Source organism: Paenibacillus sp. S-12 (assembly GCF_030363895.1).
Taxonomy (GTDB): domain Bacteria; phylum Bacillota; class Bacilli; order Paenibacillales; family Paenibacillaceae; genus Paenibacillus_B; species Paenibacillus_B alvei.
The window spans coordinates 49,144-73,020 of sequence record NZ_JASIUF010000017.1; the positions used below are offsets into that span (position 1 = coordinate 49,144).

Below are 23,877 nucleotides of genomic sequence, written 5' to 3' on the forward strand. Positions count from 1 at the left end.
CAAATGGATAGGAGCCTATTCAACATCTCCATCATTCCTGAATACAGTGAGACTAGATTTAGGTGATGGTATATGAATAAGGAGTGAAGAAATGAGACAAATCGTTAAAAATTTGGTGAAAATATGTTCGGACATTCTCCCCTATGAAGTGCCAGTATATGAATTTGGAGCGTATCAAGTGCAAGGTCAGGAAGGATTCGCTGATTTGCGTCCCTTCTTCCCAGGCAAACCTTATGTCGGATGTGATATGCGTCCTGGTGTAGGTGTAGATATGATCTTGGATCTCCATCATATTGATCTTCCTGCGGAAACAGCCGGACTTGTTATCTCCTTGGATACGCTTGAGCACGTGGAGGATCCCCGACTTGCGATGCAAGAAGTGCATCGCATCTTAAAGCCAAACGGTATTGCTATCATTACTTCTGTTATGAATTTCCCAATCCATGACTACCCGGCAGATTATTGGCGCTTTACGCCGCAAGCATTCGCTAGCATTTTGAAACCATTTGATACGGTTATCACTGATTATGCTGGGGAGGAATTGTTTCCGCACACTGTCATCGGGATCGGTATTAAGGGCAATGCTGTATCGGACGAAACGATTACCACACTCCAGCATTACTTAAATATGTGGAGAGCAGCAAGCTATCACCAGCATTAACATCTCAGGGGAGGGGGGGAGATCGAATGAGTATCTTCTTGAACCATAACCCAGCTTTTCAACAATACCAAATCGGTGATTGGACCTACGGTATTCCTCACATCTTTACATGGGGAGAGAAAGCTTCCTTGACGATCGGAAAGTTCTGTTCTTTAGCTTTAAATACGACAATAATGTTGGGCGGCGAACATAACGTGGACTGGGTTACCACCTACCCCTTCAACCCACTATTCCCTAGTGCAGCAGCTTTCCTAGGACATCCCAAAACAAAGGGAGATGTTACGATTGGCCACGATGTATGGATTGGCTTCGACTCGTTGATTCTTTCTGGAGTATCGATTGGCAACGGCGCAGTCATAGCAGCAAGGAGCATCGTTACTAAGGACATTCCTGCTTATGCGATTGCCGGCGGCAACCCAGCTCGTGTGATTCGTTATCGCTTCCCCCCTTCCATCATTGACGATTTGCAGCGTATCGCATGGTGGGATTGGCCACTGGAGAAAATCACAGCCGCATGGCCCCTCCTTCTCTCCAGTAGAATCGAAGAATTCATTCTCACGTACAAAACGTGGTGATCATGGGAGGCAACTGAAGTGATTTATTTCTGGAAACAGGTCGTTTATCCGATTCTTGAGCTGACAAGGCCGAAAGTGATCGTAGAAATAGGATGCGCGCAAGGATATAACACTGTTAATTTGCTTGAATATCTCAAGCCAGTGGAGAATGGTCAGTTAATAGCCATCGACCCGTATCCTCTGTTCGATATTGAGCGAATGAAGCACATGTATGCGCACAAGTTCCTTCTCGTTCAGGATTACAGCTTGAAGGTTCTGCCCCATATTCATACATGCGATGCTGCCTTTATAGATGGCGATCATAATTGGTATACCGTATACAATGAATTGAAGCAATTTGAGCGCATCAAGAAATTCCCGATAATATTCCTGCATGATCTGGAATGGCCCTACGGCAGACGGGATATGTATTATTTTCCGGAATCTATTCCGGAGGAATATCGCAAGCCTAGCGCAAAAAAAGGGATTTTGCCGGGGATAAATGAACTCGTTGACAATGGACATAATTCATCTGTCCATAACGCTGCCTATGAAAATGGGGATCGCAATGGAGTGTTAACTGCGGTAGAGGACTTCATGAAGGAAACTAACATCCCGCTGCAGCTGCATCGAGTGCGCAGTCAGTTCGGGCTTGGCATCATCATGCCAGACTTTACGGAAACGCATCATTACTTCAATAGAGAGGTTCAAAGCATAATCGAAAGATCAGGTCTATAATCATACAATGATTATACCGCCGGCGTATGTATTTCTAGCCGCAGATTCGTTTTTACTATCTGCGGCTAGAATACGCGTTTGCTTGAGACAAGTATGGATGATTTTTATGCTCTCATGGCATCTGCCCATATCCATCGGCATAATTAAATAATGAATCTACACATCTTTGTCTCCACTTTTTTTCGAATATTTATTATTTTGTTCCAAAAGCGTAAACGGGTTATGGCCGATTTGGCCTAGCCGGTGTATACTGACACATTGCTTCGTGATCTCGATCTCTCGATCGGATTCAGTACGAGTATATCGATACTAAATAATGGAGCCTCAGCCCCGCATCTCCTTTTTCAAACATTTGCAGCCCCTAGCATCTACAACCCCGAATTAGTCAAAACGGCTTGAATATGCGCATCGATCGATTCATGCTTCGGTGTAATAATGCCCAGACCACTATTCGACAAGGCCTGATGAAAGCTTACATGCCAAGGGGTTTGTTTCAAGAAATCCTCAACAGCAGTGAGCACGCCGTTGCGTTCTCCGCCTTCATAGAGGGCATTGTTCAGCATGTTGTTCGCTCCGCCATGGGGTACGAGTTGCAAGATACCTGGCACCATTCCCATTTTCGCATAGGGATGGACAAAGCCAGCCGGTATCGATTCAGGAAAATAATACATATCTCTTCTTCCATACGGCCACTGTGTGTCGTGTAAGAAAACCAGTGGAAATCGCGCTTGCTGCTGAGCCATTAATTCCACTAGCTTCAGCTCATGATACACGGTATACCAATTGTGATCCCCGTCAATCAGGATACAATCATATTGATTCAGGTTCGGAAGAACCTCTAAGCTATAATCTACCAGCATATGAAATTCCTTGTGAAAGTGCCTTTTATACTCCAGAATATCAAATCTCGGGGCGGGATCGATAACAAATAACTCACCGTTCACCGCACGACAATATTGCAGTAAATTGCTTGTATTCAACCCATGCTCCGCACCAATCTCTACAATTCGTTTTACGCCAAATGATTGCAATAGTGGCAATATGATTCTTTCCCAAAATGCAAGCACCTTGCTCACCTCCGTATATCACTATATGCACAAAAACATATTTGGTATAAACACTATGCCCGTTTCTCGAAAAACGGGGACTTGCTTATAATAGCGTGAAATTCATCCTAGTTTAGGAGGCAGTTGAATACAATGATACCAGAAGCTCGCGTATAACAAGGGGGTGCCATTCGATGATGAGAACGCTGTTGTCTACCCGATATCATTTCTCTTCATTGCGAAGCACTGACCACGGATTGCTTTTCGACCCGCTGGATCATTGCCTGCTCGAAAGACCTAAGCCTATTACATTCCACGATGCGGCCGGTGTATACGGAGTATGCCTGGATAATGCACACTATGTCCACATCATTTACGTAAATATCCACCATCAGCTCATCCACATTGCAATCGAGCCCTGTACCTTGCAAGCGCACAAACGCGAGTTATCCGGCATCTTCCAGCATGTGCGCCATATTCAATTGACGAGCTGCTGCAACCAGCTCCATGCCTTCCTTCAATATCATTCGAGGGTGGAGCATGTATCGTTGTCAGGCATCCATTGGTCATCTCCATCCGTAGTGCATCATGGAGAAGAGATTCTTTCTCTACGTCTGCTCTCCATGCAAGAGCACGTCTGGATATGCCTTGCCTTGATTGCGTCTGCTGCTTCACCACAGCAGCAAGTCAGGCTCCTCATACAATCGTTCCATCCTGCGTCCTGCAAATGGAGCTCGGTTGCTGCATTGCCTGATATACAACTTGAATCGGCAGCAGATCTATTGACGTTTGAGCTATCCCCCATTCAAGAACGGGTCAGTGTCTTCCTATTCCAACAAACGGGCAATAAGCTCTATTTCACCGCCTATGACTGGAACAAGCAGAAGAAATGGTCCAAGACCGCTCAAAACCATACGCTCATCCCTCCCATCCATGCAGAGCATGTCGTGTCTGTATACGATCAGGGGAAATTTTGCCTAAGCTGGGTTACAGAAGAACTGCTGTTCCGCATTCACTACCATATTGATCAAGAAACATGGAGCGATTTATATACATCGCCTATCCAACGTCCAAGAGTATGTACATGTATCAGGGATATGCAATCAAGCTCCACGATTCCGCAGAAATGGATTGCAACTGACAATGAAGATGAACTTGTTGGACTCAATGGTATGGAAGCAGCACATATCGAAGGCTACCGAGCCACGCGCAACTTGACACATAGCATGGATGCGGCCAAGTCTGTCATCGATTCGCTTGCACAAATGAAGGAACGCAGCATAAAAATGAAGCTTGAACTTGTCCGGATGAAGCAAATCCAACAGTCTCGGCAAGTCAAGGCACAACAGTTGGGAGAACGAATTGCAGTCCTACAAGAGGAAGTTCACATACGCAAAGCACTATACGATCTTAGAAGCAACGAAAATATATTAATGAAGAAAGAAGCTGTACCTCGCGTTCAAAGCAATATGAAGGAACGATTATCTCAAATTATATTAAAAATATCTAAACATCCACGTTGAGAGGAGCTTGTACATGACGAATCATGCAACAACTTCGATTGATGTCATCCTGCAAACTGCTGCAGATGTCGATCTTGAAATGCAGCGTCTCTATTTGATCGCCCATATCCGATTTCGTAATACCTCGTCCGCACCAGTACAGCTTTCACATATTTTGCTCAAGCTATCCCCGAGTGCATTCGTCGACGTCAGCGGCAAAGTGGTAGCGCCACAATTTGCCCAGGTGTATGGCCTTCATAAGAGTCGGAAAGGGAAGCAGCAAACCGGCTGGCGATTCGATCGCGAGGATTGGTTTTCCTACGGTCGTAGAAGCGGGGAATATCAAATTGAATCTATGGAGCCTCTCCTCCTTCAACCAAGTGTCTGGAACGATTTAAGAGACGTCCACATTGCATGCGATATAGATCGCCTCGTAGAACCGCTGCAAGTACATGCATTTGTCATTGCGGGCGATCAGCGATTTCCCGCAGAAAATCCGACCAGCATTAGTTTCCGATCCGCAACCATGGAATAAAGCAATAGCTCAAGAAAATCGAGACAGAAGCCATTCTCATCTCCGACATAGATACAAAGGTTCGAAGAAGTTTGTACGAATGAATCTAGTAATTCATCCAATCTTACAGCAATCCCCTTTCATACATTAACAGTGTAGAAAGAATTCTAGCGGATTCTTTCGCTCATATGATGAAGGGGAGGTTTACGAATATGGTTCTTATTCCCATTCAACGGATCGTAAGCAGCACAGCTAACGTAGTTACTGCTGCTAATAGTGCAACTGCAGCGACTTTAGCATTGGCAGGTGCAGCGCCAAACGTTGTAAACGTAGGGAACGCACCGCGCATTTGGCCTCAGATCGCAAAATTCGACAATGATAACGGGCCTTTTGCAGCAGTTCCGAATCCGCAATTCATCTGGTCACAACCTACATTCATCCCAGGTGAAACGCACGGTTTTGCTACTGTTTCTGTACCAATTCCGCTTACTATTGGAATTGCAGCTGACTTTGTCATTGCGATGGCTGTATTTGCCGACAACGCCGTGGTTGCAACGATTCAAGCTTTCAGCCCATTCCAGATTAGCTTGTTCCCAGTTCCTGGCCTGAATGTACCATTGATTGGAGGCTCCTTGGATCCAACTACTGGTTTAACTACAGATGTTGCGAATCCTTACAACTGGCAAAATGTGCGCTTCTATACGATTCCAGCATCGCTTGGATTAATCACACTTGCACTTAGCGTACAGTTTGTATTCCAATTCCAAGTGACAAACTACTTCACAACTGGCGCTGTCAACACAGCTGGATTGTCCTTTATTGCCGACATTTACCAATCCATTCTCTAACGTCCATTCTTAAACTCGTAGTAAAGGAAATGTCAGCAAGTCGCAGAAAGAATAGTTAATAGAAAACGTGAAGAAGCATGATGCTCTTTTCAGTGTGCATCATGCTTCATTCCTTGTTACGATACGATCTGAATCGGCTCCGGCTGCGCTGTATTTCCTTCAATTCGGTAGCTTCGAACACGAGGGCGAAGCCGCGACAAGGAGACAATGATATAGGAACATGGATATGCGGCATGCTCAATATCGTAAGCCGACGGATATGGAATCGAGGCGGGATGGGAATGGAATACGGCAAGCAATTGCTCACCAGTTCTCTCCATTTGCTTCAGTGCACTATCCAACTGCTCCATATCCATGGTAAATGATACTGGGCTCTGGTCGATGTTCACGATAGGCCAGCAGCGCTTGGCGAGTCCGTCATTCCCTGACAGCAGCCCGCATGCTTCCAGCGGCTTCTCCTGCAGGCAATGCCACACCATATCACGATACGTGCAATCGGTCATCCGCAGAGCCGCAATATTACGATTGATCGGAAGGCGATTGTTCACGCTTTACTCGCTCCCTTTGCATGGTCAGCAAGTCTGGCTGCTTTGCCTTGCGGGGTTGGCTCGTCAACGATTTTTGGTTCATATAGCTTAATAACGAGGCATATTCTCCAACACCTTTGTTGCTTGCATCTCCGTTACGCTTGACGGTGTTCGCATGAAGCCATGTAAACGTCGAAAAATTCGGGGTTTGCCGCTTGTTTTCCTCATGCTGCTGAGCATGCTCATCGTTGTCTGAATGATCTGTTGCTTCATTCTGCAGAGCATTGTGCGCTTGCTTTGAATTAAGATGATTGGACATTTCGTCAGCCTCCTGTTCCCCTTCCAGCTGGCTATCTGCTGACGCTGCCATTGCTGCCCTATTATCTTCACGCTCATCATCCAGTTGTTTGTGAATTGCAATATCCGAAGTGAGAGAGTTCTTCTTATCTTCCGTATACTTCTCAACCTTCTCAACTTCCACATGCTTTCCTGCTTGCTCATAGTCCTTATTCCCTGCAAGCTCATTTTCCGTCATGCTATGATGGACAAGGCGATCTTCAGTGTAGCTTTCGTCTGCAACAATTTCTGCCATGCCATCTATTTCTGCAGCATTAAACTGCCATTCGTTATCCGTATGTTCCCACTCTTCCTCCTGTTCTGGCTCGATAACTGTTTCCACCTCTTCTGTGGCTTCAACGCATTGCTCATCATAACGCGAAGAATATAGCTCTTCTTCTTGAGCAAACTTCTCCTCAAGAACGATCCTTCCCGGCTTCTCAACTTGTTCATGCGAATACGCAATAGCTTCCGTCTGAGGTGAAGGCTGAACTTGTGCTTCTTGAGTATGTTCCACTTGCAACGAGACTATGTCTTCCTGATGCGGTTCTGCAATACCCGCTGGTTGTTCTGTCATCGCACTCTTCACTTCGAATCCATCTCTCTTCTCCATCGCTCGAAGCTTCTCAATGACATCAAGAATAGGCAGATACGAGAAGAAAGAGGCGGCGGCACGCATAATTCCATTCGCCAATTGCATCAACTGTTCGGTAGACAACCGCAAAAATCCGCCATACGTTAAAGCAACAGTGGTCCATGACTGTCCTGCCAATGACAATTGATAGTTCGAGCGATCCTTCCAATTCAAGCTTGCGCCGCGGATTGGCAGCTCACTGTACTTCAACAGGTTCATGATCAGCAGTTGGGACAACTGCTTGCTCTGCTTTCGATGATGGAAAAAGTAATGCACGCTTACTTCCATGGCATCATCCTGAACAGCAGATATCCATATGCCTTGCCGCTGATTGTTGGATTCATTCAACATCTGCTTACGCGTGTCCTCTGAATCCACAATCGTAACTCTTAATCCAGCCTGGGACAGCGTAGACTGAATAGGATACCACAACCGATCCACAATTTCGGCCATCTTGCTTTCCAGTACAATTCGACATCCTTGAAGCGGGTTCATAATATCGAGTATGCCGCGTTCTTTATCCAGATGAAACGTAAATGAGTGCTTGCCCAGCAGCTGATATACGTCGATCAATCTCGTCTCAGCAATCGTACATAACGGTTTGCCGTTCAACTGAATTTGCATTCGATGCCCCTCCCTCCCGTACGCATTCACTATCGTTATTGTATGAGGCGAATACCGAATGGTTCCATATTGCCATCACCCGCATGCAATTGCTCCATCAGGCGTAGCTCCTCCCGCTCCATTTCTTCGATATGTTCTTCCACACGCTGAAGTGCATACTCTTCCTGCGTCTTGCGTTCATCAAGCATCATTAGCTCCCCTTGCCATGCTGCAATGGTTGCCGAAGCATAGTGTTGCCATAAACTTAGCTGCAACTGTGCATACTGCAGAAGCATATCATCCTGCACAGGGGGATGCATGCTAGACATAGTGAGGTAAGGATGCAGCAAATCCATCAGTTCTATCGGACGAAAGTGGGGATACCCCCACCCAATAAGTTGTGCCGGAACGATGCCGTGTGCAATTATACGTATCCCGTGTACAATGCGCAGCTTCGATTCACGTGTAAAAGGAATATCCATAAAGGAGCCCCAATCCTGACCTCCATTACTTGAATACGTGCAGGATATCCTCGATGAGCCAGTAACCGCAAGGAGCATACCATTGCTCCCTGCCATCATGAGATGCGGGATGATTGACTGCTTATCAAAATATACCTTCAATGGAAGACCGGAGTGCGCAGCATTCCTTCCTCGAGCAAAAAACAACTTGGTTGTCGCCCCATTACAGACGATCCAGGCGAGACAAGGTTCTTCTTCCCCTGCAGCCGACACCGTGATTTTCCAGCTCTGCTCTGTTTGTGTAGAAGTAAAGACAGGAACCCACTTTGGTTCCTCTGCTTCTATATCCAGCTCAAGCAGCAAGAGCTCCTGCTTATTCGTGTCCGCATGTCGAATCAGGAGCAATCCATATAGCACCCCTGATTCACTTATATCCCAGCTTGCTTGTTCAATATGTACGTTTGCCCCATAATCTTCGTGAACATAGAAAAATTCCCGCTCTTCCCACCTCCCCTGTTCATATCGCCGAAGAACATAAGCCAACTTCTCATTCCGTATCATGGTATAGCTCAAAAATAAGGTTCTCCCCAAACCAAAAAGATAGGGGTGATTCGAGCTGGGATGCCCGCTAACGCGCAGCTCCTGCTTCTCTTCAATCGGCGAATTTATGCTGCACCTCGCATAATAAATCCCCGCTTCAGAAGCCATTAACATATGTAAATAGCCGTGAAACAGAATAGCGCTAAACTGCTTCACGGAACTGCTAAACCCCCATAGATGCTGCTTTGCCCGCTCTCCTTCACGATACAAGGAATGTCGCAGCGACCCATCAGATTGAAGTTCAATCCAATGTACACCTGCAGAGGAATATAAGAAGACTTCTTGCCTCACAGCGATCCCCTCCAAATAATTTTGTGGGGGTGTCACCTTTTCTACAAAGCCCCCATAGACTGTATTGAATTTGAATTCAGATTCTATAAAGGAGGCAGGAAACATTCATGGAGAGCAAGTTAGTTCAAGGGCAAACAACGCCCCCCGAATATTTGCCACTACCCTCTTTGGAATGTATAGAGGTTCCTAAAGTATTCGATTGGGTGTTGTTAACGACGCAAATTGTTGATGAAGCATGCATTGATCCAGCTTTGTGCTTGCCATTGCCGGCTACATTCAGCGTTCAAGCAACGGTACTGTCAGTAAGCTGCGGAGAAAAAGTCGGTTCTATTAGAGAAAATGTTGTGGTAACTGTTGGTGGCACACCAGTTACCCTGCAACGAGTTGTCATTAAGAAAACAGGAACGCTTGAAATCACGATCATTGATACTACTGTCGTTCCTAACGTAGTACATTGCACATTTACGAAAACCTTTGTCCGCTTCGAGAAAGTTCTGTTGTGCGCGCCTCCGGGAACTACTATCAATTGCGAGATCGTTCCGAACACAACAACGATTGAAGTTCTTGATGTTGTTGACAACTCTTGTGTCAATGTGGACATCGTGATTTGCCAAAGCATTCAGGTAACAGCGCCTGTCAAGTTAGTTGTTGAAGCTGAGCTGTGCCAACCGCGGGCAGTGATTCCAGTCCCTGAAAATGTTTGTGTTGTCACATTCCCACAACAATGCCCTACTATTTTCCCTGGTGCGCCTTATCCGTTCCCATCATAATCAAAATGCTGATCGGCTTGGGGTGGTGGCTAAAACCATCCCTTTTTTATTCTTTCGACAGCAGGAACGAGGAGGGGCTAAATGCGGCTATACTATATCGCTTCCGGTTATCGGAGGCCAATTGATATCCTCGATAATGCGCTTATGAAGGCTCTGTATGGTCAGAGTCATGAGAGTAAAATATTTCTGTTAAATCGCGCACCTCTTCAGCAGCTTCTTCCCGATATTCGCGAATTCAAGCCTGAGTTCGTCTTGACTCTATGCGGTCCGCGCTCTTTTTTGCCTGTGGATCTTGTGCGCAGCATTCGGAGAATGGGCAGTCCGATTGGCGTATGGTTCGTTGATGATCCCTATGCTATCGACAATGCACTGCAGGTAGCTGCCGAGTATGATATCATTTTCACCATTGATTCTGGCTGTGTTCCATACTATGAGCGTCATGGCTGCAAGCGAGTGCACCACTTGCCGCTCGGAACAGACACGGACATTTTCCGTCCTTTCACGTCTCATCCTTCCTATGAAAGCGACGTTTGCTTTATTGGAACGGGATACGACAACAGGTTGCGAATGATGCAGCAAATGATGAAAGAGCTTGATCCTACCTTGCGCGTGAAGCTTGTCGGCCATTTCTGGGACACGGTAAATTGGTCAGGCGGATGTGTTCCCCATCTTCGCACGAAGTGGGTCAACTTCTCAGAAACGCCCCGTTATTACAACGGCGCGAAGCTGGTGCTGAATATTCATCGCAGCGAAGATGATACGCTAATTGATAAAAATAAGACAGGTGCGCCAGGCCACACGATTAACAATCGCACATTCGATATTGCTGCATGCCAAAGTTTGCAGCTGATTGATTATCGTCCTGATCTTCACTTGTTCTATGAACCGGGTAAGGAGTTGATATGCTTCGAATCGCCGAAGGAATGTGCCGAACTTATTCATAAGTACATTTATGAGGAAGCCGAACGCAATTCTATTGCCTCGAAGGGATATGAACGAACCCGGGCAGAGCATACGTTTGCGAAGCGGCTGAAGCAATTGCTAGCTTGGGTATGAAGTGTGAATGTGGACGACGATAGTTTGCATTCATTTCTTTTGGGATGCGAGTAAGTTTCCTATCAGCTTTGCTATATCTTATGATGCAGGTGCCAAAATCTTGAGAGACAATTGCCTCATGGAAGAAGAAATGTGCAGTAAGCCCGTTGATAGACACCTATAGTAGGCATGCAGCCAAGCTTATCCTTTGACAAATGACTCCACAATCCCCGCTGCACCAGCAATCGCAAGTAGAAGAATGACGGGAAAAGCATAGGTTGGTATAAGGAGATAACAGACCGTGACAAGGGCTGCCGACCATACCCCTGTGCACCAATAACAGGTAAGGAGCTTGCGCATAAATGCATGGAAACGGCCGCCTTTTTCATCAATTACGGCGAATATAGCTCCATTTTCATCCGTGTGAAACCGCTCCTCTACAAATGGCTTACGAATAAATGAGGTTATTTCATCAAACACGATAAGTCTGGTTAGGCGATAGCTCGCCAAGATAAGCAATATAAAAGATAACCATGTGATGTCCTGCATATGGAGTCCTCCTTAACCGCTCGTATTGCTCTTCGATCAGTTTCATTGTATGGACTTCTTGAGTCGGATAGAACCGTTCCCTATCACTGCCTTGGACATTACATAGTGCTGCCCATCCATTGCAGCGGGAACAAGAAGGAGGTAGATTCAGATTCATGCATGCACTTCCCATTATCGCTACCGAGGAGCAGCTCATTCATACGATTCAGCAGTCAGATGAACGACCATTGTGGTTATTTAAGTACAGTTCGAACTGCGGCTCAAGCAGAATCGCCCATATCGCTCTGAATCAATTTTTGACCAAATATCCACACTTATCTTCTCGATTCTCCTTTGCTGTCGTTCGTGTCTTAGAAGAAAAGGCGTTATCGGAGAAAGTCACAAAAATTCTTGAGATTCCCCATAAATCCCCACAGATACTGCTCGTTCACAAACAAAAGGTTGTATGGAATTCATCTCATCAGCAGATTAACTCCTTACAGTTGTCACAGCTTGCACAGCATTTTTTGCAGCAGCATCCTACTATTTAACCCCTGGGTGCTGGCTGATTTCGATATGGAGGATCAACCTAAAAACCGTCAGGAAGGAGGAATGCTATCCCCTCTTCCTGACGGTTTTTATCTGCCTCTGCAATTAGCCGACAAAGCTGCCCTCTACATGAATGTGTCCGGGATGATCGGCCACTACTTCACCAATGCACACCGCTTCAACGCCTCGCGCCCGCATGTCGCGAATCATGGCTTCCGTATCCGCAGCCGCAACGGATAAGAGAAGTCCGCCCGATGTTACGGCATCACACAGCATCCACTGTGCAATCTCGTCCAATCGTTCATCGAACTCAACTTTATCTTTCACATGGTTGTAATTATTTTTCGTCCCGCCCGGTACAGCTCCGCTTTCTGCCAATTCCCGTACACGAGGCAAGAACGGCACTTGCTCCGCATAAATGACAAGACCTGCTTCGCTGCCAGATGCCATTTCTGTACTATGACCAAGCAGACCAAACCCTGTCACATCTGTACAAGCATGAACATCATATCCAGCCATGACTTCAGCAGCCGTTTTGTTCAGTGTCGCCATGGTACGAGTAACAAGCTCAACCTCTTCTGGTTGCAACAGCTCGCGCTTTAAAGATGTCGTCATAATTCCGACGCCTATCGGCTTTGTGAGCACCAGCTTATCCCCTGGCTTGGCACCCGCATTCGTCAGTACCTTCTCTGGATGAATAATACCAGTTACCGCCATGCCAAACTTCGGTTCCGCATCATCAATGGAGTGGCCGCCAACGAGCGTCGCTCCTGCTTCCTTCACTTTATCGCCAGCTCCGCGCAAGATGTCCGCCAAAATGGACTTGTCCAGCTTCGATATCGGGAAAGCCACGATATTAAGTACCGTTAGCGGCTTGCCGCCCATTGCGTATATGTCACTAAGAGCATTCGCAGCAGCGACCTGACCGAACGAATACGCGTCGTCAACAATTGGTGTAAAGAAATCAACAGTTTGAACCAATGCCATCTCGTCATTTAAGCGATATACACCTGCATCATCGCTTGTATCTAGGCCAACAATTAAATCCGGATGCTTTTCTGCCTGCGGAAGCATGCGCAATACCTGCGACAGATCGGCCGGGCCTATTTTACAGCCGCATCCTCCTTTGCTTGACAAGGTAGTCAATCGCACCTTTGATTGTTGTTCGTCCATCCCTGTATCCTCCCATCGCATTCAGCGAATTTCTTCCATTCGTGCGTGTTCATATATCCTCTACTATTGTAACATATCCGCACAATGCGATCGTTCATATAGGCATACAAGCTGGTTTCACAAACTTGACCATTCGCCAGTAAAGCAAAAGCTGCCCCTATGGCCAATTAATAGCCATCTGGGCAGCTTCTATAATTACTGATTGTTAATCACTTATACAAGGCCGATTTTATCTCGACGCCTGGCTGCACCTTGCTTGCGCTTCTCGATCAGTCGGTTGAGCGCATCTACGTAAGCGCGGGCGCTTGCTTCCAAAATGTCAGTGCTTACACCACGACCGAGGGCTGAGATATCATTCTGTGCCAGCACAACATGAACTTCACCAAGCGCATCCTTACCATGCGTTACGGATTTAATGGAATAGTCTACGAGTTCGACATTCTCCTGCGTTGCCTTGTCAATCGCTTTGTAAATTCCATCAACAGAACCATTGCCCTCCGATTCTTCCTCAAGCACATTCCCTTCCCATGTAACGATACGCACTTTCGCAGCCGGAATCGCTTGGTTCCCGTATGCGACATATATCGTTTCGAGCGAATACACTTCTGGCGTGTCGATAAGCTTCTCTTCGATCATCGCACGAATGTCCTCATCAGATACTTCCTTCTTCTTATCAGCCAGATCCTTGAATTGGGCAAACGCCTTGTTCAGATGCTCTTCATCCAAATCATATCCAAGATCAATCAGCTTCTCGCGGAAGGCATGACGGCCAGAATGCTTTCCAAGCACGAGCTTGCTTTCCTTGAGACCAATTGTTTCTGGCGTAATAATTTCATACGTTGAACGTTCCTTCAGCATGCCATCCTGATGAATGCCGGATTCATGCGCGAAAGCATTAGCGCCTACAATTGCTTTATTGCCTGGTATCGGCATGCCCGTCAGCTTGCTGACAAGGCGGCTCGTACGCGCAATTTCGGACAACACGAGCGAAGTTTTCGCCTGATAGAAGCTTGATCTCGTATCAAGCGCCAATGCAACTTCCTCAAGCGCGGTATTGCCTGCACGCTCTCCGATGCCATTGATCGTGCCTTCAATCTGATCTGCACCATTCAATATCGCAGCAAGCGCATTCGCCGTCGCCATTCCCAAATCATCATGACAATGAGCACTTAGCTGAATCGTCTCAATTCCCGATACATTCTCCTTCAGCGTCTTGAAAATATTGCCATACTCGTACGGCGTCAAATATCCAACCGTATCCGGTATATTCACAACGGTAGCCCCAGCTTTAATCGCCATCTCTGTAACTTGACACAAGAAATCGAGCTCCGTACGGCCCGCATCCTCTGGAGAGAATTCAATTTTGCTAAAGTACTTCTTGGCATAACGAATCGCCGCTTCAGCCGTCTCCAGCACCTGCTCCTTCTCCATACGCAGCTTATGCTTGCGGTGAATAGGCGAGGAAGCGAGGAAGAGATGCAAGCAAGCATCCTCTGCACCCTTCAGCGCCTCATACGCAGCATCAATATCCGGAATACGCGATCGGGACAGACCGACAATCGTCGATTGCTTCACCGCTTTTGCCACTGCATTCACAGCTGCCAAGTCACCAGGAGATGCCGCAGGGAATCCCGCTTCGATACGGTCGATTCCTAAGCGCTCTAATTGAAGCGCGATTTCGAGCTTCTCCTTCGTATTTAGGTTCACGCCAGGGGACTGCTCTCCATCCCGAAGCGTCGTGTCAAAAATATAAATTTTGCGCATCGTCTGCACCTCCTTCTTTCGTCTTTAGGGCTTTATATTTATCAGTCTATGTTCAAAAAGTCCATTGATAGCACCGAAAAGGCTGCCGAACGGACTTTTTGAACATCATGTTGTGTAATTGCTTTTCAATTGTTATTCTTTATTTCTTGATCCAGTGCATCAATTCACGCAATTGACCGCCAACCACTTCGATCGGATGATTTGCTTCGTTGCGGCGAGTTGCTGTCAGGAACGCACGGTTCGCTTGGTTTTCCAAGATAAAGTCGCGAGCAAACTTGCCTTGTTGGATGTCGGACAATACTTCCTTCATTGCTTTCTTCGTCTCTTCTGTTACAATGCGAGGGCCTGTTACATAGTCTCCATATTCAGCCGTGTTACTGATAGAGTCACGCATTGTAGCCAGACCTCCCTCATAAATGAGGTCAACGATCAGCTTTAGCTCGTGCAAGCACTCAAAGTATGCCATTTCAGGAGCGTAGCCTGCTTCTACCAACGTTTCGAAGCCTGCTTTGATCAGCGCGCTTACACCGCCGCACAATACAGCTTGCTCACCGAACAAGTCAGTTTCAGTTTCTTCCTTGAAGGAAGTTTCAATAACACCTGCACGCGTGCAGCCAATGCCCTTCGCATACGCAAGGCCAATTGCCTTCGCATTGCCAGTCGCATCTTGCTCAATTGCGATAAGCCCTGGTACGCCGAAGCCTTCTACATATGTGCGACGCACGAGATGTCCAGGAGATTTAGGAGCAACGAGCAATACATCGTTGTCTTTCGGTGCTACGATTTGGCCAAAGTGAACGTTAAAGCCGTGAGAGAACATCAGAGCTGCGCCCTTTTTCAGGTTCGGCTCGATTTCATTCTTATACACAGCTGCTTGTGTTTCGTCTGGCATCAGGATTTGAACGACATCTGCACGGGATGTAGCATCTGCAACCGACAATACTTCGAAGCCGTCTTGGCGCGCTTTGTCCGCAGATTTACCTTCGCGAAGGCCGATTACGACTTGAAGACCGCTGTCACGCAGGTTTTGCGCTTGCGCATGTCCTTGGCTTCCATAACCGATTACGGCGATTGTCTTCCCTTGCAATACGTTGAATTCCGCGTCATTTTCATAGTACATAGTAACTGGCATAAGTATGAGTCCTCCTCTTTCTTCCTATATAAATGGTTTGTGTAGTAATTCCCCCGAATGAGGCGGGTATTTCAAGAGACAATCCCTTGTTCTACCGGCATCTTCTTACTTGTCCCCTGAGAGACCCCCTCATTCGGAGTTTTATTCTATGGCATACAATTATGAAATAAGTCCAACTTGCTGCTTACTTATCTGTCACTTGTCCGCGAATCAAGGCCGTAACGCCCGTACGGCTAATCTCACGAATTCCGTATGGCTCCAGCAATTGAATCATTGCCTCGATCTTCTGCGATTCTCCTACAACCTGCACCATCAGCGTACTTGGACCAATGTCGACGATAGATGCTCGGAACGTTTCTACGACGCCAAGAATCTCTGGACGCACATGCGGTTCAGCCTTCACCTTAATGAGTGCAAGCTCACGAGCAACCATCGGCTGAGAGCTCAAGTTAATTACCTTGATCACGTCAACAATCTTATACAGTTGCTTCTCAATCTGCTCCAGCATCTGATCATCTCCTGTGGTCACAATGACCATGCGGGAGAGACCTTGCTCCTCAGAAGCACCTACGGTAATGCTTTCAATGTTGAATCCTCTGCGACCAAATAGACCGGAAACACGCTGCAGAACACCTGGCTGATCGTTCACGATGACGGCTATAGTATGTTTGGTTATGTTCATCATTCACAATCCCCCATTATCATTTGGTCAATCGTGCAGCCCTGCGTAACCATCGGGTACACATTCTCATACTTGCGAACAACGAATTCAACAACTGCTGGCCCCGGCGTATTCAACGCCTCCTGCCATGCCCGTTCTGCTTCCTCCTTATTCGTCGCACGGAAGCCTCTTACTCCATAAGCCTCCGCAAGCTTCACGAAGTCAGGGCTTCCAGCCAAGTCTATATGGCTGTATCGATTGTCATAGATAATTTCCTGCCACTGGCGAACCATGCCAAGTACGCGATTATTAATAATGGCTACCTTAACCGGAATATTGTTAATCGCACAGATCGCAAGTTCCTGCGCACACATTTGCATGCCGCCATCGCCATTGATGGAAACCACCGTCCGATCCGGGAAGGCCATCTGAGCGCCAATCGCGGAAGGGAAGCCGAAGCCCATTGTTCCAAGTCCGCCGGATGTAATCCAGGAGCGCGGATGATTGAAGCGGTAATATTGCGCTGACCACATTTGATGCTGACCGACATCCGTCGTGACAATGGCCTCCCCTTTGGTCGTATCATTAATCAATTGAATAACCCATTGCGGCTTCAGTTCTTCATCAGAATCAATAAAGCGCAGCGGCATATCCGCCTTCATCTGCATAATGCGGGCACGCCACTCATCCGCTTGGTCTGCACGTGATGCTGTCTTGTTCGCTAACTCCAGCGTCGTACGGATGTCGCCTACAATCGGAATGTCAGTCGGGACATTTTTGCCGATCTCTGCCGGGTCAATATCGATATGGACAATTTTCGCATGGGGCGCGAAACCTTCGAGTTTCATGGTAACTCGGTCATCGAAGCGAGCACCTATATTGATTAGCAAATCCGCCTGCTGAATGGCATTGTTCGCGGTGTAAGTGCCGTGCATCCCCGGCATGCCCATCCACAGATCATGGCCGCTTGGGAAGCCGCCTAGTCCGAGCAGCGTCGTCGTAACTGGAATTTGCGTTTTACTTACGAATTCATACAGTTCTTCATGCGCATTAGAATGAATGACTCCAGCCCCTGCGAGAATAACCGGAGACTTCGACTCTCCAATCGCTTTCAGCATCTTCTCAACTTGATATTTATTCGGCATAACGTTAGGGTTATAGCCGCGAATATTTACGTCCGATACCGGTTCGAACAGCGTCTTCGCCGCCGATACATCCTTCGGAATATCGATGAGAACCGGACCCTTGCGTCCTGTGTTCGCAATGTGGAACGCTTCGTGTATAACACGCGACAAATCCTTCACATCGCGTACCAGATAGCTATGTTTTGTAATCGGCATTGTGATGCCTGTAATATCTGCTTCCTGGAAGGCATCTGTACCAATCAAGCTCGTCGCTACGTTGCCTGTAATGACAACGAGCGGGACAGAATCCATATAGGCGGTCGCAATTCCCGTGACCAGGTTCGTTGCTCCTGGACCCGATGTCGCGATACATACGCCTACCTTGCCGCTCGCACGAGCGTAACCGTCCGCAGCATGAATGGCTCCTTGCTCGTGCCGGGTCAGAACGTGGTGGAAATCCTCACAGCCGTGCATAGCATCATAAATATAGAGCACCGCGCCGCCTGGATATCCGAACACACACTCCACACCTTCCAACAACAAGCTGCGAAGCAAAATATCCGAGCCTGTAATGACTTCAGGCTGCATCCATTTCTGTCTTAAATCTTCTTTAGACCTCATTGTCGTACGATGTGAGCTCATTCGACATCCTCCTTACGCATATTTACTCATTTCCACACTCGGGCTCTAGGTTACATTTGTGAAGATATGTTTCGCCTGGCCAGGCACATATACAGCTAACTCTTTGCATGAATCATCAAGAAATAAAAGAGCCAGCAAATGCAAAAAAACCTTCCATCCCCACGCAGCAAGCTGCTGCATTAGGGACGAAAGGTTGTGCTTCCGTGGTACCACCCGCATTCATCTCATATCTCGCGATATGAAATCTCAGCAAGTATTCGTATGCTCATAGGCAATAGCAAATACTCATAGCGTCTAACGCGCGCCTTACGATTCTCCCTACTCGCATGATAGAACGATAATTCTAGCGTCCAATCATCTGTTCAGGAGAACAGCTCCGAGGTGAGCTCGCATATAAGGGGTTAAGGCATCGGTTTCAGCAGAACCTCCGACTGCTCTCTGTTCATAAGAGCCCTTACTACTTCGTCCTCTTCATTGCCGTTGGTATTATGTGACATGTTTCAAATGTTTAGAAACATTATATGCCTCCACCTACCAGGAGTCAATAGGGCATTCTTTATTTTTTTGTTTTGTGAATCATTATGGATTACTGCAGATTTTTGCATGATTGTTCCTGTTTCCGCTCAGTGGACAGTTTATATCCGAACTTTTTTGTTTTTACAGATAAATAATATACGTTTTTCATTTTTCTAGTAAAGCGGTTTCAATCCCTCTGAACAATGCAACCGAACGATGCGCCAACGCAGTAAAATCAATAGGATGGAACCCTTCAACATCTGCAAATAACGTATCATGCAGCGGCTGAACAAAATGTGCGGGAAGTCGTCGATGGCCCATCGAAGCTCCTAAAATAGAGCCGACTGTCGCTCCATTGCAATCCGTATCGAATCCACCCAGCACGGACGTTGTTACACCACGCACAAAATCTCCCTTGGAAAAAATCAGCGAAGCTGCAACGAGCGCGGCATTATTATTGGTGTGTACCCATGAATAATGACTGAACGCATTCCAAATCCGCTCTGCCACCTCTTCTTCGCTCTTCGCTGTTCGACCAATCTCTATCGCTTGAGTGATATCAGAGGCAAGGCGTGATGTAGCTGGAATCTGCGCAAGCCCCGCCCGAACGATGCGTTCAGGATCCGGTTCATAGAAGGCCACAGCAATCATCGCTGCAACGAACATCGCCCCATAAATTCCATTCTTCACATGTGATAACGAGGCGTCCCGCCATGCGAGCTCTGCTGCTAATTCTGGTCTTCCAGGAGCAGAGTAGCCGTATGCATCTGCACGAATTTGAGCGCCTATCCATTCACGGTATGGATTCAGGTGCATCCGTACTCGTTCCCAGTCAACTTCCCGTTTATCCCCGGAAGCTGACTTGTTGCAATCCCGCACGGCAGCCAGCTCCTGCTCCAAATTCACATAGGCCATGCATTCGGCAGTAAATACTTGCTTTAGGCTCAGGCGCTCAAGCCAAATCGTTCCAACATGTTCCGTCTTCAGCTCCAACCCATGCCGCTCCATCAATAGCAGTCCAAGAACGGCATACCGCATATCATCATCCGTTTCCATGAAGCGAATCTGCTCGAGCTGGCTGTCTGGAAAAAAGATTCTCAGCTTCTCATTTGGACGAAACTCGAATGATGCCGCGCGCGACTTTCCAGGCACATAACTCCGAAATGGCCAAGCTTCGGCTTCTTGAAGCCAAGTTCGAACCCACTGCCAGCCCGGAACACCACCCGCTCCGTCGATAAATGGAGGCACTTCAAACGGTTTGCCAAGCGCACAACCAATTGCACGTCCCACCCATGCGCCGTGAAAACGATCATGCCAGAAGGCATCATCTCGCAACGCAGATTCACGCATGAGCAGGAGCTCCTCTTTCGATAGGAAGGAAGCTTCAGCAGGTCTCCGCTGCCGAATGCCTTCCAAATCTGAGGGCTCTGTAAAAGGAAAGTCACTGCGAAAACCCCGATTGCACATTTCCAAATATAACTGTGCTGCAGCTTCCTCATTATCCGAATGATGGCGCAGCCAATCGTCCAAGGCCTCAGCAATTCCTTCTGCATCCTTCCCTTCCTCGATCATTTGCTTCCATTCCGCCTGCAAAAGTTCACTCCAGCCGCCGTGTGCCCATTCCCGCTTGATTGCATCAAGATCCATAATTCCGTTTCTCATTAAAACGCCCCATTTCCATATCTCGGAATGATAATAATGTGTGTGCTCATAAAACATCTGCATATTCGGACTATTATCTGTTGCTAGCCTACTAATCTCGTTGGCTCGACACTCTCCACGAAATACTTCTGCGCAAATAGATACAAAGTGATCATCGGCATCAAGACAAGCAGCGCTCCCGCGTTGATGAGCTGTGATACATAGGACGGATCGTTGATGATATCGAAAGCAGGCAGTTCTTTTTTCCGGTTTGGACTCCTCTTTAGGCTCATCTTTTTTAGGTTCTTCTTTTGGCGCCTCCGTTTTTGACTGTTCCTGTGGTGCCAGAGCTGAACTCCCGCTGGAACCCGAGCAAGCTGTGACGAGCAACCAGTAGACCATGTAATAGAACGATCATCCAGTATTTTTATGATTATTGGATGTAACCACCCTAAAGGTTATTCCCATTATATTCTTTAATTCTCGGAAGCACTTTGACTATTGTTCACAGGAGCCGGCTTTTTTTCGAAATGTGAGGAAAAATGATCCGATGATCACCGCTGGATCACAAACGTCATAAAATATAAAAACAATTGGAACAGAGGGAACTATTATGATTCGACTTCGACGGCCTGCTACTGATGATGAAGCAATCCTTCAGCTTGTGAAGCGGGAATTGCTGCCCCACTCCCACTTGATTGCAAGTCGTGAACAGCTAATCAAGGAAATCCCTGAGCGCTTGAGCGAAGGGCCTACGTATGTTGCTGTTAATCGCGTGAACCGCACTGTTGGATTCGTCCATGTATATGTACGAGAAGACACACTTATTATTGATATGCTTGCTGTTGCGCAGACCTCACAGCATCGAGGATTTGGGAGACAACTACTCAAAAAAGCCGAACAATATGGGCGAAACAAGCGCTGTACTCAGGTACGTATTATGGTTGATTATGGCAATGTTCGAGCAGAGCGTTTTTATGAACGCAGCGGATATCGGTTCATTCGCTTTGTTCCTGCCGTCGTATGCCATGAAATGGGGAAAAAACTGTAACATGCGAGCAGCCCGGGGCATTCCCCGGGCTCGCTGTCTACTCTTCTCCGCTTAGCAGGTTACTACGCTCTCCTTTTGCAGCTCTTTAATATGTCCGCATTTATCTATAATAACCATATCCTCCGTAATATCCTCCATATGGCCCTGGTCCTCCGTACCCGTAATATCCGTATCCGCCTCCATACGGATATCCGCCTCCATAGCCATATGCAAAGGGTGCTGTGCCTATTGCCAGCAAATCAAACAATACGAGCGGAATAATCGCCTTGGTCTTGACCTTTTTTCCTTTATCTTGCTCCAGTACAAGCCGCCGCCCCTTCACTTCAATCAGCTTGCCGCTAACGACCGTTCCGTTCTTATGCTGCGCATAGATTTGCTTGCCAATCAAGCTCTTCACCTGTGCCTTCGTCACACCATGCATCATAATCCCTCCTTCACCGGTGTACCTTACATGGTATGCCCGCCAAGCGCATACTGCTTGGATATCGGCCTTGCATCTATGAATCTGTGTCGATGTTTATAACGAAATCTCCCATGCTGCTATCTTGCGGCAGAAAAAGGTTTTATAAACAGAAGCTTGCATGCTACTACTTGGAACTTACATTGGAATCAATAATATGTTGTACAGGCTTCGATAGAGCGTAATAATCTCCATAAATTTGCGGCTTTTTGTCCTGATTCCATGAATGCCCATTTAATCAAACAAAAATCCATACCATTCCTGGTATGGATTAATATTAAACTCAAGTTGTATGGGATCGACTCACTTATTCTTCTTCGTTAAAGAACACTTTGTAATAGTGCATGCCACGCTCTTCATCATAGCCCTTTTCAATGAAAGGAAAGCTCTCTGGCTTAAGCTTCATATCGATGCCCGTGTCTGTACGAATATTGTTCTTATGAGAGCGTTTGGCCTTTTTCAATGCCGGCTGTGAAATTGGAATTTCTGTAATCGGCGGAAGCTCGTTGGCTTCCTCAAATGTTTCCTTATACGCTTTGAACAGCGGCACGAGCTCTGGCTGTCCGATGACTTCTTCCGCAAATGCCTCTTCCTCGAACTGTTCATGCTTTGCAAAGTATTCCATCGTGCTGTTAATGAACATTAGCTTGTCCTTCTTCTCAGGACGCTCTTCAGCAGCTGGAACGATAACATCCTCATAAAACTGCGTGCACATATCAATGGCTTTATCCGTTAAATAATGCTCATCCTCCAGCAGCTTTACATTGAGGAAATCCTCCATCCAATATTGAGCGGCCTCTCCACCTTTACTCGCTGACGTATCAACCACACCCAACACGTAACCGGAGTCTGCATGCACATTTAAGATTATGCAGCCCTTGTCGAGCTTGCGGATATTAATTCCCTGCTCTACCTGTAGTCCTAAATCATCAGATGACAGCTCATCAATTCGCATATATACGTCTTTATTTTCCGACTTGAATATCCCGATTGCATCAATGCTGAAGTTGTTGTACAAAATATTGTTCAGGTGTACAACATACAGTTCACCCGCTTTAATTTGAGGATGTGATGATTGCTCATACAAATGATTCAGCATATGCACGGACTGTTCATGGAACGCGTTGGCCTGCTGGAATATGCGGCTCGCATACGTGTACATTTCATTCAGGGGTAGCTCCGCTTCATGCTGAAAAGTGTAATGTATGTCAAATTTGAAGCTGGAGATAAAATATTTAAGCAGCGTCTCGCGCACATCGTCATTCGGAATATGGTAGAGCTCGTTCGATACACGAACTCCTTCATCCTTGGATTGGTTGCCCACCTTATGAATGACCATTTGGTGAATGTCCGCTTTGGACAGATCGATCATGCAATTCCCACTCCTCTTCTCGAAGTCACATTCCTCTATTGTAACGAAAAAAGGTAGGGTTCGGAAACTACAAAATGATAGAAACTCCTCCTAGATGTATAAAAAGAGGGGGCGGCTGGCGAAGTTAGTAAGGAGAGGAGGTGA

24 protein-coding genes are annotated in these 23,877 nt (G+C 46.9%); 10 read left to right on the forward strand and 14 right to left on the reverse strand.

Going from position 1 to position 23,877, the window contains the following annotated elements; genetic code table 11:
• The first annotated feature begins 91 nt into the window (after positions 1-91).
• From NO352_RS16905 to NO352_RS16915, 3 genes are read left to right on the forward strand one after another with little or no spacing between them, the layout of a single operon-like run.
• A complete protein-coding gene (locus tag NO352_RS16905; RefSeq protein ID WP_268620786.1) occupies positions 92-661 on the forward strand; it encodes a class I SAM-dependent methyltransferase in 570 nt (189 codons plus the stop codon).
• Positions 662-687: 26 nt separating this feature from the next.
• A complete protein-coding gene (locus NO352_RS16910) occupies positions 688-1,236 on the forward strand; it encodes a CatB-related O-acetyltransferase (protein WP_005548660.1) in 549 nt (182 codons plus the stop codon).
• 18 nt (positions 1,237-1,254) lie between these two features.
• Positions 1,255-1,953, forward strand: a complete 699-nt coding sequence (locus tag NO352_RS16915) for a class I SAM-dependent methyltransferase (protein WP_262866645.1) — start codon at positions 1,255-1,257, stop codon at positions 1,951-1,953.
• 368 nt (positions 1,954-2,321) lie between these two features.
• On the opposite strand, the gene NO352_RS16920 is transcribed toward NO352_RS16915, so the two are convergent.
• Positions 2,322-3,020: a class I SAM-dependent methyltransferase gene (locus NO352_RS16920; protein WP_289356209.1), complete on the reverse strand. Its 699-nt coding sequence runs from the start codon at positions 3,018-3,020 to the stop codon at positions 2,322-2,324.
• Positions 3,021-3,193: 173 nt separating this feature from the next.
• On the opposite strand from NO352_RS16920, the gene NO352_RS16925 reads away from it, so the two are divergent.
• The 3 genes from NO352_RS16925 (at position 3,194) to NO352_RS16935 (ending at position 5,863) form a co-directional block, all read left to right on the forward strand.
• Complete coding sequence (locus tag NO352_RS16925; protein ID WP_289356210.1) at positions 3,194-4,522, forward strand: hypothetical protein; 1,329 nt, start codon at positions 3,194-3,196, stop codon at positions 4,520-4,522.
• A 13-nt stretch (positions 4,523-4,535) separates the two neighbouring features.
• A complete protein-coding gene (locus tag NO352_RS16930) occupies positions 4,536-5,036 on the forward strand; it encodes a hypothetical protein (RefSeq protein WP_005548670.1) in 501 nt (166 codons plus the stop codon).
• 191 nt (positions 5,037-5,227) lie between these two features.
• Positions 5,228-5,863, forward strand: coding sequence for a hypothetical protein (locus NO352_RS16935; RefSeq protein ID WP_268598769.1), 636 nt, complete (start codon positions 5,228-5,230; stop codon positions 5,861-5,863).
• A 116-nt stretch (positions 5,864-5,979) separates the two neighbouring features.
• Here the strand turns inward: NO352_RS16935 and NO352_RS16940 are convergent, their stop codons facing one another.
• Genes NO352_RS16940 through NO352_RS16950 form a run of 3 tightly spaced genes read right to left on the reverse strand, consistent with a single transcriptional unit; the run spans position 5,980 to position 9,315 of the window.
• Positions 5,980-6,411, reverse strand: a complete 432-nt coding sequence (locus tag NO352_RS16940; RefSeq protein WP_289356211.1) for a M67 family metallopeptidase — start codon at positions 6,409-6,411, stop codon at positions 5,980-5,982.
• Positions 6,383-7,984, reverse strand: a complete 1,602-nt coding sequence (locus NO352_RS16945; RefSeq protein ID WP_289356212.1) for a hypothetical protein — start codon at positions 7,982-7,984, stop codon at positions 6,383-6,385. The genes NO352_RS16940 and NO352_RS16945 overlap by 29 nt, the downstream gene beginning before the upstream one ends.
• A 35-nt stretch (positions 7,985-8,019) precedes the next feature.
• Positions 8,020-9,315 carry a hypothetical protein gene (locus NO352_RS16950; protein WP_289356213.1) on the reverse strand — a complete coding sequence of 432 codons (1,296 nt, stop codon included), beginning with the start codon at positions 9,313-9,315 and terminating at the stop codon, positions 8,020-8,022.
• 107 nt (positions 9,316-9,422) lie between these two features.
• On the opposite strand from NO352_RS16950, the gene NO352_RS16955 reads away from it, so the two are divergent.
• Together NO352_RS16955 and NO352_RS16960 are read left to right on the forward strand one after the other, a co-directional pair.
• Positions 9,423-10,085 (forward strand): BMQ_0737 family morphogenetic spore coat protein, encoded by a 663-nt coding sequence (locus NO352_RS16955; protein WP_005548678.1) that lies wholly within the window; start codon positions 9,423-9,425, stop codon positions 10,083-10,085.
• Between the two features lie 81 nt (positions 10,086-10,166).
• Complete coding sequence (locus NO352_RS16960) at positions 10,167-11,141, forward strand: CgeB family protein (RefSeq protein ID WP_005548680.1); 975 nt, start codon at positions 10,167-10,169, stop codon at positions 11,139-11,141.
• Between the two features lie 180 nt (positions 11,142-11,321).
• Here the strand turns inward: NO352_RS16960 and NO352_RS16965 are convergent, their stop codons facing one another.
• A complete protein-coding gene (locus NO352_RS16965) occupies positions 11,322-11,669 on the reverse strand; it encodes a DUF1360 domain-containing protein (protein ID WP_005548682.1) in 348 nt (115 codons plus the stop codon).
• A 155-nt stretch (positions 11,670-11,824) separates the two neighbouring features.
• On the opposite strand from NO352_RS16965, the gene ytxJ reads away from it, so the two are divergent.
• Entirely contained in the window at positions 11,825-12,199 is a 375-nt protein-coding gene (gene ytxJ / locus NO352_RS16970) for a bacillithiol system redox-active protein YtxJ (RefSeq protein WP_005548683.1), read from the forward strand.
• Positions 12,200-12,302: 103 nt separating this feature from the next.
• Here the strand turns inward: ytxJ and selD are convergent, their stop codons facing one another.
• The 7 genes from selD to NO352_RS17005 form a co-directional block, all read right to left on the reverse strand.
• Positions 12,303-13,370: a selenide, water dikinase SelD gene (gene selD / locus NO352_RS16975; protein WP_289356216.1), complete on the reverse strand. Its 1,068-nt coding sequence runs from the start codon at positions 13,368-13,370 to the stop codon at positions 12,303-12,305.
• A 213-nt stretch (positions 13,371-13,583) separates the two neighbouring features.
• The gene (locus NO352_RS16980; protein ID WP_289356217.1) at positions 13,584-15,134 is read right to left on the reverse strand and encodes a 2-isopropylmalate synthase; all 1,551 of its coding nucleotides are present in this window, start codon (positions 15,132-15,134) and stop codon (positions 13,584-13,586) included.
• Between the two features lie 139 nt (positions 15,135-15,273).
• Positions 15,274-16,266, reverse strand: coding sequence for a ketol-acid reductoisomerase (gene ilvC, locus NO352_RS16985; RefSeq protein ID WP_005548686.1), 993 nt, complete (start codon positions 16,264-16,266; stop codon positions 15,274-15,276).
• Positions 16,267-16,450: 184 nt separating this feature from the next.
• Entirely contained in the window at positions 16,451-16,951 is a 501-nt protein-coding gene (gene ilvN / locus NO352_RS16990; RefSeq protein WP_268598771.1) for an acetolactate synthase small subunit, read from the reverse strand.
• On the reverse strand, positions 16,948-18,693 hold the full coding sequence (gene ilvB / locus NO352_RS16995; protein ID WP_268620796.1) for a biosynthetic-type acetolactate synthase large subunit: 1,746 nt from the start codon (positions 18,691-18,693) through the stop codon (positions 16,948-16,950). Before ilvB ends, ilvN begins: the two co-directional genes overlap by 4 nt.
• 681 nt (positions 18,694-19,374) lie before the next feature.
• Positions 19,375-20,871 (reverse strand): ADP-ribosylglycohydrolase family protein, encoded by a 1,497-nt coding sequence (locus NO352_RS17000; RefSeq protein WP_289356218.1) that lies wholly within the window; start codon positions 20,869-20,871, stop codon positions 19,375-19,377.
• A gap of 83 nt (positions 20,872-20,954) precedes the next feature.
• Positions 20,955-21,143, reverse strand: a complete 189-nt coding sequence (locus tag NO352_RS17005) for a hypothetical protein (RefSeq protein ID WP_268598773.1) — start codon at positions 21,141-21,143, stop codon at positions 20,955-20,957.
• A gap of 320 nt (positions 21,144-21,463) precedes the next feature.
• On the opposite strand from NO352_RS17005, the gene NO352_RS17010 reads away from it, so the two are divergent.
• Positions 21,464-21,901 carry a GNAT family N-acetyltransferase gene (locus NO352_RS17010; RefSeq protein ID WP_289356219.1) on the forward strand — a complete coding sequence of 146 codons (438 nt, stop codon included), beginning with the start codon at positions 21,464-21,466 and terminating at the stop codon, positions 21,899-21,901.
• 100 nt (positions 21,902-22,001) lie between these two features.
• Here the strand turns inward: NO352_RS17010 and NO352_RS17015 are convergent, their stop codons facing one another.
• On the reverse strand, positions 22,002-22,325 hold the full coding sequence (locus NO352_RS17015) for a hypothetical protein (protein WP_040736124.1): 324 nt from the start codon (positions 22,323-22,325) through the stop codon (positions 22,002-22,004).
• Positions 22,326-22,668: 343 nt separating this feature from the next.
• Complete coding sequence (locus NO352_RS17020) at positions 22,669-23,733, reverse strand: nucleoid-associated protein (RefSeq protein WP_289356220.1); 1,065 nt, start codon at positions 23,731-23,733, stop codon at positions 22,669-22,671.
• Between the last annotated feature and the right edge of the window lie 144 nt (positions 23,734-23,877).

What these genes read in the sequence shown, in the direction of transcription:
- NO352_RS16905 (WP_268620786.1), top strand. Translation starts at nt 92, where the DNA reads ATGAGACAAATCGTTAAAAATTTGGTGAAAATATGTTCGGACATTCTC.
- NO352_RS16910 (WP_005548660.1), top strand. Translation starts at nt 688, where the DNA reads ATGAGTATCTTCTTGAACCATAACCCAGCTTTTCAACAATACCAAATC.
- NO352_RS16925 (WP_289356210.1), top strand. Translation starts at nt 3,194, where the DNA reads ATGATGAGAACGCTGTTGTCTACCCGATATCATTTCTCTTCATTGCGA.
- NO352_RS16930 (WP_005548670.1), top strand. Translation starts at nt 4,536, where the DNA reads ATGACGAATCATGCAACAACTTCGATTGATGTCATCCTGCAAACTGCT.
- NO352_RS16935 (WP_268598769.1), top strand. Translation starts at nt 5,228, where the DNA reads ATGGTTCTTATTCCCATTCAACGGATCGTAAGCAGCACAGCTAACGTA.
- NO352_RS16945 (WP_289356212.1), bottom strand. Translation starts at nt 7,984, where the DNA reads ATGCAAATTCAGTTGAACGGCAAACCGTTATGTACGATTGCTGAGACG.
- NO352_RS16955 (WP_005548678.1), top strand. Translation starts at nt 9,423, where the DNA reads ATGGAGAGCAAGTTAGTTCAAGGGCAAACAACGCCCCCCGAATATTTG.
- NO352_RS16960 (WP_005548680.1), top strand. Translation starts at nt 10,167, where the DNA reads ATGCGGCTATACTATATCGCTTCCGGTTATCGGAGGCCAATTGATATC.
- NO352_RS16965 (WP_005548682.1), bottom strand. Translation starts at nt 11,669, where the DNA reads ATGCAGGACATCACATGGTTATCTTTTATATTGCTTATCTTGGCGAGC.
- ytxJ (WP_005548683.1), top strand. Translation starts at nt 11,825, where the DNA reads ATGCATGCACTTCCCATTATCGCTACCGAGGAGCAGCTCATTCATACG.
- selD (WP_289356216.1), bottom strand. Translation starts at nt 13,370, where the DNA reads ATGGACGAACAACAATCAAAGGTGCGATTGACTACCTTGTCAAGCAAA.
- NO352_RS16980 (WP_289356217.1), bottom strand. Translation starts at nt 15,134, where the DNA reads ATGCGCAAAATTTATATTTTTGACACGACGCTTCGGGATGGAGAGCAG.
- ilvC (WP_005548686.1), bottom strand. Translation starts at nt 16,266, where the DNA reads ATGCCAGTTACTATGTACTATGAAAATGACGCGGAATTCAACGTATTG.
- ilvN (WP_268598771.1), bottom strand. Translation starts at nt 16,951, where the DNA reads ATGATGAACATAACCAAACATACTATAGCCGTCATCGTGAACGATCAG.
- ilvB (WP_268620796.1), bottom strand. Translation starts at nt 18,693, where the DNA reads ATGAGCTCACATCGTACGACAATGAGGTCTAAAGAAGATTTAAGACAG.
- NO352_RS17000 (WP_289356218.1), bottom strand. Translation starts at nt 20,871, where the DNA reads ATGAGAAACGGAATTATGGATCTTGATGCAATCAAGCGGGAATGGGCA.
- NO352_RS17005 (WP_268598773.1), bottom strand. Translation starts at nt 21,143, where the DNA reads ATGAGCCTAAAGAGGAGTCCAAACCGGAAAAAAGAACTGCCTGCTTTC.
- NO352_RS17010 (WP_289356219.1), top strand. Translation starts at nt 21,464, where the DNA reads ATGATTCGACTTCGACGGCCTGCTACTGATGATGAAGCAATCCTTCAG.
- NO352_RS17015 (WP_040736124.1), bottom strand. Translation starts at nt 22,325, where the DNA reads ATGATGCATGGTGTGACGAAGGCACAGGTGAAGAGCTTGATTGGCAAG.
- NO352_RS17020 (WP_289356220.1), bottom strand. Translation starts at nt 23,733, where the DNA reads ATGATCGATCTGTCCAAAGCGGACATTCACCAAATGGTCATTCATAAG.